This is a genomic window from Paenibacillus sp. sgz302191, assembly GCF_057749925.1.
Genome location: NZ_JBYLHY010000031.1, coordinates 82,631 through 89,361 on the forward strand (window position 1 = coordinate 82,631; position 6,731 = coordinate 89,361).

General features: G+C 50.4%; 6 protein-coding genes and 1 rRNA gene. All 7 read left to right on the forward strand.

Annotation, left to right across the window (positions count from 1 at the left end; genetic code table 11):
- The first annotated feature begins 1 nt into the window (after position 1).
- The gene (locus AC3G2T_RS31705; protein ID WP_488438018.1) at positions 2-757 is read left to right on the forward strand and encodes an amino acid ABC transporter ATP-binding protein; all 756 of its coding nucleotides are present in this window, start codon (positions 2-4) and stop codon (positions 755-757) included.
- Entirely contained in the window at positions 744-1,958 is a 1,215-nt protein-coding gene (locus AC3G2T_RS31710) for a MalY/PatB family protein (protein WP_488438019.1), read from the forward strand. The genes AC3G2T_RS31705 and AC3G2T_RS31710 overlap by 14 nt, the downstream gene beginning before the upstream one ends.
- Before the next feature lie 623 nt (positions 1,959-2,581).
- Positions 2,582-2,722, forward strand: coding sequence for a hypothetical protein (locus AC3G2T_RS31715; RefSeq protein ID WP_474684525.1), 141 nt, complete (start codon positions 2,582-2,584; stop codon positions 2,720-2,722).
- A 129-nt stretch (positions 2,723-2,851) separates the two neighbouring features.
- Positions 2,852-3,484, forward strand: coding sequence for a hypothetical protein (locus AC3G2T_RS31720; RefSeq protein WP_474684524.1), 633 nt, complete (start codon positions 2,852-2,854; stop codon positions 3,482-3,484).
- A 316-nt stretch (positions 3,485-3,800) separates the two neighbouring features.
- Complete coding sequence (locus AC3G2T_RS31725) at positions 3,801-5,891, forward strand: stalk domain-containing protein (RefSeq protein WP_488438020.1); 2,091 nt, start codon at positions 3,801-3,803, stop codon at positions 5,889-5,891.
- Between the two features lie 252 nt (positions 5,892-6,143).
- Positions 6,144-6,560: a hypothetical protein gene (locus AC3G2T_RS31730; RefSeq protein WP_474684522.1), complete on the forward strand. Its 417-nt coding sequence runs from the start codon at positions 6,144-6,146 to the stop codon at positions 6,558-6,560.
- Between the two features lie 112 nt (positions 6,561-6,672).
- A 16S ribosomal RNA gene (locus tag AC3G2T_RS31735) occupies positions 6,673-6,731 on the forward strand; the annotation flags it as partial.

Consider the following 6,731-nt stretch of genomic DNA (forward strand, 5'->3'; position numbering starts at 1 on the left):
TATGCTAAAAATTAACGGATTAAGCAAAAGCTTTGGCGAGCTGCCGGTGCTGAAAAATATCGATCTTGAGATCGCTCAAGGAGAAGTCGTGGCCATCATCGGACCTTCGGGCTCGGGCAAATCGACTTTGCTGCGCTGCCTGAATTTGCTGGAAACGCCGGAGAAGGGCGTTATTCAAATCGATCAAATCGCCGTCGATTGCGGGCGCATGAAGAAGTCGGACGCCTCGGCTTTGCGGCAGAAGTCGGCGATGGTTTTTCAGCACTATAATTTGTTTAAAAACAAAACCGCGCTGCAAAATGTGACAGAGTCTCTCCTTATCGTCAAAAAAATGAGTCGGCCGGAGGCCGAAGCGATCGGCAGGCAGCTGCTGGAACGCGTCGGCCTCGGGCACAAAGCCGACAGCTACCCGTCGACGTTGTCCGGCGGCCAGCAGCAGCGCGTCGCGATCGCCAGAGCTTTGGCGGTCAAGCCTTCCGTCATGCTGCTGGACGAGCCGACCTCGGCGCTTGACCCCGAACTGGTCGGCGAAGTGCTGCAGGCCATCCGGTCGATTGTCGATCACAAGACTACGCTGATCATCGTCACTCATGAAATGGCTTTTGCCAGAGACATCGCGGACAGGATCATTTTCATGTCGGACGGATTGATTGTGGAAGAGGGAGACCCGCAAAGCCTGTTCGGACAGCCGAAGCAGGAACGGACGCGCAAGTTTTTGGCGTCGGTGCAGCGGGGGGAGAAGGATGGAAGGGGATAGAACCGTGCAGCTTGAGCACAATTTCGACGAGCGGATCGACCGCAGGGGCACCGATTCTCAAATGTACGCTCTATACCCGGACGACGTGCTGCCTATGCATTTGGCGGAAACGGATTTTCGAACGGCCCGGCCGATTACAGAAGCGCTTGCGGCGAGGGCTCTGCAAGGCTCGTTCGGCTACGTGGCCGAGAGCGGCAGCTTTCAGGACGCGGTCAAGCATTGGATGGAGAGCCGGTTCTCCTGGCTTATACAGCAGGAATGGGTCGAGTATGCGCCTTCCGTAGGCACATCGCTGCTTTACGCGATTCAAACGTTTACCCATCCAGGCGACAGAGTGGTCATCCAGACGCCTGTCTATCATAATTTTCACAGCTTGATCGACAACAGCGGCAGGGTGAAGGCGGTCAATCAGCTGCAATTGAAGCAGGGCAGGTATGAGATCGACTTCGACGATTTGGAAAAACAGCTCAGCCATCCGCGAGCGAAGCTGATGCTTCTGTGCCATCCCCACAACCCCGTCGGGAGAGTGTGGACCCGGGAGGAACTGGAGCGGATCGCGGACTTGTGCGTCCGGCACCACGTCTTCATCGTCTCGGACGAAGTTCATTCCGATCTCGTATATGCGTCTTACAAGCATATTCCGCTGCCAGCCATTTCCGGGCAAATTGCGGACAACTGCCTCGTATGCATCAATCCGAGCAAAACCTTCAACCTTGCAGGGCTGCGCGCAGCGGCGGTTATTATACCTAACGAGCGGGTGCGTGAAGCGTACCGCATCAGTCTGATCAACAACAAGGCGTTGGATCGGCCCGTTTTTGGCGTGCTGGGGCTTGAGACGGCTTATCGCCAAGGCGGATATTACGTCGACCAATTGGTTCCCTATATTGAAAGCAACGTAAAGCTGCTGTCTTCGTACTTGGCGGAACGCATCCCCCAGCTTGAGCTGATCAAGCCGGAAGCTACGTATTTGATGTGGCTGGACGCGAGGAAGTTGAACGTGCCGACGGGGGAGCTGGTTGCCTTTTTCGAACGCGAAGCGAAAGCCGGATTGCGGGACGGAGCCGTATTCGGCGCTGGCGAAGGCTTTTTGCGCATGAACATCGCTTTTCCGAAAGCAGTGCTTGAAGGTGCCCTGGCCAACATCGAACGGGCAGTGGCACGTATGGCTGCGGCGGGAGGAAGCGCGGAATCATCTGTATGAGCAAGAGCCGGGCGGAGCCGCGCAGTTTGGCGGCTTAAACCCCGCGAAAACCCTCATGACAGCCGCGGGCGCTAGTAGACCCCACTGAATGGAAAAAATCGGGTCTGCGGCGTGTGTTGGGCAGCCGGAGGGGGGCTCATTTTCGGTGTTGTCATGCAGGGTGCGACCAGTTCTTGGGGTCTGGCGGGCGGAGTTGCATTTGTGCATCCCCACTGAATCATGGCTGCAAATATGCCTCTCACGTTGCATAACATCCGCCATATCGCATACACATACCTTCTGCTGAGTTTATCTGGCAGACTCCTGGCCAAGCCAACCCGAAAAGCCTGCAAAAGTGCAGGCTTTTTCTCTGTTTGCGGCTCGTTTAGGCGAAAAGCCTGCGATTGTGCAGGAATTTTCGCCAAAAATGAATCTGAGCCCCTGTTCGCCGCAAAAAGCCTGCACAATTGCAGGAATTTTTCGTGGCCAGCGTATCAACGAGCAAAAACCTGCACTTTTGCAGGCTTTTTGCTCGTTGCTATGCAGATGCGCCGGCCCTAGGGGGGAGTGCACATTAGCAGGCTTTTTGCTCGTTGATAAGCAGTTGCGCTGGCTCAAGGGGTAGGTGAGTTCACGATCACAGCGTGAAGCACACGGTTTGGTATGCCGACTCCGTCACTTTATCCCAGTGGATCGATATTTCGCGGCGTGCAGGCTACCACAAAATTGCGCTGTGGCGGCTTGGCGATCTCGGGCAGGCAACGCTGCAAGTTTTGAATCGCTGAGCCTATCGGGTATGCTGCCGAAATATTAACCACATTAAAAAAATTCTCGTTCAACGGCACTGTTTTGTGGTACGATTTGAGTAGCATTTTGAATGGAAATTATATAGGAGAGGGCCTTGGAGCGCCGGTATGAACTTTTTAGCCTATCACTTGCAGATCGACAAGCAAAATGTAACAGTGTTGGAACCTCTTCAAACGCCGAGCCAGCTGTGGTTCGGAGAACCGGTCATCGACTCGCGCAGCCTGCTTGCCAATGGCGAAGGGTTCGCTTTTATGAGAGACTTGTTTTTGATTGCAGCTCAAACTAAAGAGCCTCATGTGATGTTCTATGTGCCGGGGCCGCGGTTTAATGAAAGAACGCCTGCAAGGACTGCCGATGAGATTAAAGGCTCGTATCGTGTCGGCGAGTTCGATCTTGAGCTTGTTTTATTCGATTCCCGCCACCTGCGCATCCGGCCAAAAGAAATCAGGAAAGCCATCGATTCCCTCGGATCTGTGGAAAAAGCCGGCATGAGCATACAACCGGAGCCAGCGCAGTTTGACCAGGAGAAGCCCTATAAAACGCTTCATACCGAGACCTATGCGAAAACGATGATCGTTGACGCGGATTGCGAAGCCTTGTTGCACTTGGCTCATTTGTCGGAAAGGTTCGTCAGCATCGAAGATGACGCCGCGCACAATTTGCGCATTCATGCTCATGCCGGCAGCGCCGGTTCGTCGGAATGCGGCGGTTTGAATTTTTTCTATTATTTTCAGCCATAGGAATTACCGTTTGCCTAAAAAGTGCATGTGCCTGGATGAATACCTCGCGCATGCGCTTTTATTTGTTGAAGAGCTGCTGTTGAGCCGCCGGCAGAGAGGTTTCAGGGCGATAGTGCGGGTTTTCTTGTAAAGTATAATTTACATCCGGCGAGTCCGTATCTATAATTAACATGGTTAACTTCATTTATCCAGGTTCCATATTTGTTCCTTTGCGTTTTATCAGCGAGGCTCTGGGCGCGCGCAGGTAGAGTGGGATGGTACGAACCGCACGATACATACAACGACAAATTCATTAAAGTGAAGAGGTGAGCGTTCATTGAAAATTCGGGTATTATGCATGGCCGTTTGCTTTTTGGCGGCGCCGGTCTTCTCGGCCTTGCCGGCATCGGCGGAACAGACTGCAGTCAAGATTGAGGACCCAGTGCTGGAAAAAGCGATCCGGGAGGAGCTTAAGCTTGACGCCGATCAAGTACTTGACTTTTCCGAGATGCGGAAGTTGACCTCCTTGTATCCGCAAGGGGAGGAGAAAATTAAAAGCCTGAAAGGCCTGGAAATGGCCTACAATTTGAAGGAATTGTTTTTGCCCGGCCAGGAAATTTCGGACGTCAGTCCGCTTAGGGAGCTGTACCAGCTTGACTTTGTAGCTTTAGAGCGGAATAAGATTGAAAATGTTTGCTCCCTTGCGGGCTTAGGCAACCTGGAAAAGCTTTTAATCAGCGGCAATCATATCAAAGATGTCAGCTGCCTCTACCGATTAACCTCGTTAACGGACCTGCTGGCAGATAGTAATCAAATCGAGGATATTTCGGCTTTGTCCAAATTGCCGATTAAATGGCTCAATATCGCGGACAATCCTGTCACAGATATATCGGCCGCGGCGTCCATGAATTCGCTCCGCAATCTTTATGTAGACGAAGAGAAGCTGAGTGGGAAATCCCGTTCGTTGATTCAACTGTTCAAACAGTCGGGGATCTCCGTGAACGGGAAATTTTCCGAGGCAGGCAGTAACCCGGGAATTGCCGTTATGGTCAATGGGGATAGGGTTTTGTTTGAGCGCGCGCCGGTCGTTGAGGATGGAACGACTCTTGTGCAGTTTCGTCCGCTTTTTGAAAAGCTTGGTTTTACCGTGCATTGGAATGAAGAAACGCAAACCGTTCAGGCAGAAAAAGAAAGCATACGAATTTCCTTGCAGGTCAATCATAAGGAAGCTGCTGCAAACGGCAAAACAACAGAGCTTGAGGTTGCCTCGAAACGTATGGACGGCAGCGTTTTTGTGCCTATTCGTTTTGTAGGGGAATCGTCCGGCTATGGGGTTACTTGGGCAAGCAGGACGAACACCATCCATCTTATGCCCGAGAGAAACGTAGTCGGCCGGGATGGAAGCGCTCAAATAACGGTAAGCGGCAAATGGCTCGACCAGAAGGCGCCTTTTGAGGGCGCTCAGGCTTATTTGGCTAACGGCGGCAACCGAATTATGCTGGCGTCCGATTTCCCGGAAACGTCATCCATAAAAACACTTCAACAATATGAGGATGCGATAAAAGATTCTTTATCCTACCTGAATGCGGATTTCAGCACTGATAAAATGTTGAATGCCAACGGAAAAGAGACTGTTCAATTCTCCTATTCCTATGCGACGAGCGAAGGTCTTACATTGAACGTTGTTCAGACTTTGATAAAAGGCCAATACGCCTTCTATCGAATCGTGCTGGTGTCGGGAGACTCTGATCATTCCGAGGCTGAAAAAGAATACCAGCACACTATCCAAACATTCCGGGAGCTAAAGCCGGCGTTCGAGCAGAGACAAGAGAAATTCGGTTCTTTCACTCCGCAAGAACGTTTGCTTGATGCGGCTCACTATTATAGGGAAGCTGGATTTTTTCAAAAGGATAAGGATCTTACAGGCCAGCAGTTCGATGATAAATTTCTGAAATTGTATAAAGGTTTCGTCAGCGATGACTGGAATCCGTTTGATTTCAAGGCGTATGATGCCGAATTTGCGGATCTCTACGTTCTTATGCAGGACAAGGATCGCGTATGGCTAGAGGATACGGAGGCAGATGTTGCAAAAGGCAGCGATAGCTACGTGCGGACGCTGCGGCAATGGAGTGAAATCTCCCGCGGCGCCTTTCAGCCCACAAATATCGTGGAGTCTTGGGATTCCGAAGAGGGGCCGCTGACAGTCAGTTTTACGTTGGCCGGAAAGAAGCGGACGATACATCCCTTGTTTCTGAACGATTTTATCGATACGAGTGTGCTTGTCGAAATAAATAACATGATCAGCGATACGGGGTGCCAATTTGCTTCGGTTCAAATCGATCAGGGAGTTTTCGTTACCGTGCTAACGGCCGCGGAGAAAAGCAAGCTGGAGAAGCAACGGTTTATAAATTTTGATATTTTAAACTAAAGTAGAGGGAAAGAAAGAGCGCCTTTTGCAAAAAAAAGGCCTCAGGTTGTTGAAAAATCCCCACGCCGGAGCCGATAGCCACAATCCGCCCGGCAGTGCGGCACGAAGAAAACCTGCAAAAATACATGAATTTGCGTCCTTGATACGCTGGACATGAAGAATTCCTGCAATTGTGCAGTTTTTTCGTTATGTACGTGGATTCAGGCTTATTTTCGCTGAAAATTCCGGCACTTTCGCAGGCTTTTCGCCAAAATGAACCTCACCGCAGGAAAGACCTGTACTTTCGCAAGTTTTTTCCTTCCTGGTTTGCCGACCGCCCATTCGTTAAATCGCGTGGGGCGCAGTCCGCCGGGCATATTCCGTCCAATCGTATATTTGCGCGAGCTTATAAGCGAAACAAAAAAATCGTTTAAAGCGATTCATAAAATAGGCAAAATTTTGAATTTGCATAATTATAACGATGTGTGCTATATTATAACTCCTGCCCCAAACGGACAGGCATTGCAAGCACTTATGAAGTTCTACACAAGGTCTGAATATGTTGATTTTCTTCATGGATGGATCGAAAAAGAATTTTTAAAAAAGTACTTGCAAAAGAAATTTAGACATGGTATATTACTACTCGCTGCTCCGGTAACACGGCAGCAAACGAAAGAAATTGTTCTTTGAAAACTGAACAACGAGTGAAGAAGCAAGGTTGAGCAATCAACCACAAACAAGAGATTGCAAAATCTCGTCAGCTTTGAAATTGAGCTATTCAGCTTAACAAATAGGTAGTACCTTTTTGGAGAGTTTGATCCTGGCTCAGGACGAACGCTGGCGGCGTGCCTAATACATGCA

Excerpts from the sequence above, each read along its gene's own strand:
- AC3G2T_RS31720 (WP_474684524.1), top strand. The coding sequence starts at position 2,852 with ATGAACTTTTTAGCCTATCACTTGCAGATCGACAAGCAAAATGTAACA.
- AC3G2T_RS31710 (WP_488438019.1), top strand. The coding sequence starts at position 744 with ATGGAAGGGGATAGAACCGTGCAGCTTGAGCACAATTTCGACGAGCGG.
- AC3G2T_RS31730 (WP_474684522.1), top strand. The coding sequence starts at position 6,144 with ATGAACCTCACCGCAGGAAAGACCTGTACTTTCGCAAGTTTTTTCCTT.
- AC3G2T_RS31705 (WP_488438018.1), top strand. The coding sequence starts at position 2 with ATGCTAAAAATTAACGGATTAAGCAAAAGCTTTGGCGAGCTGCCGGTG.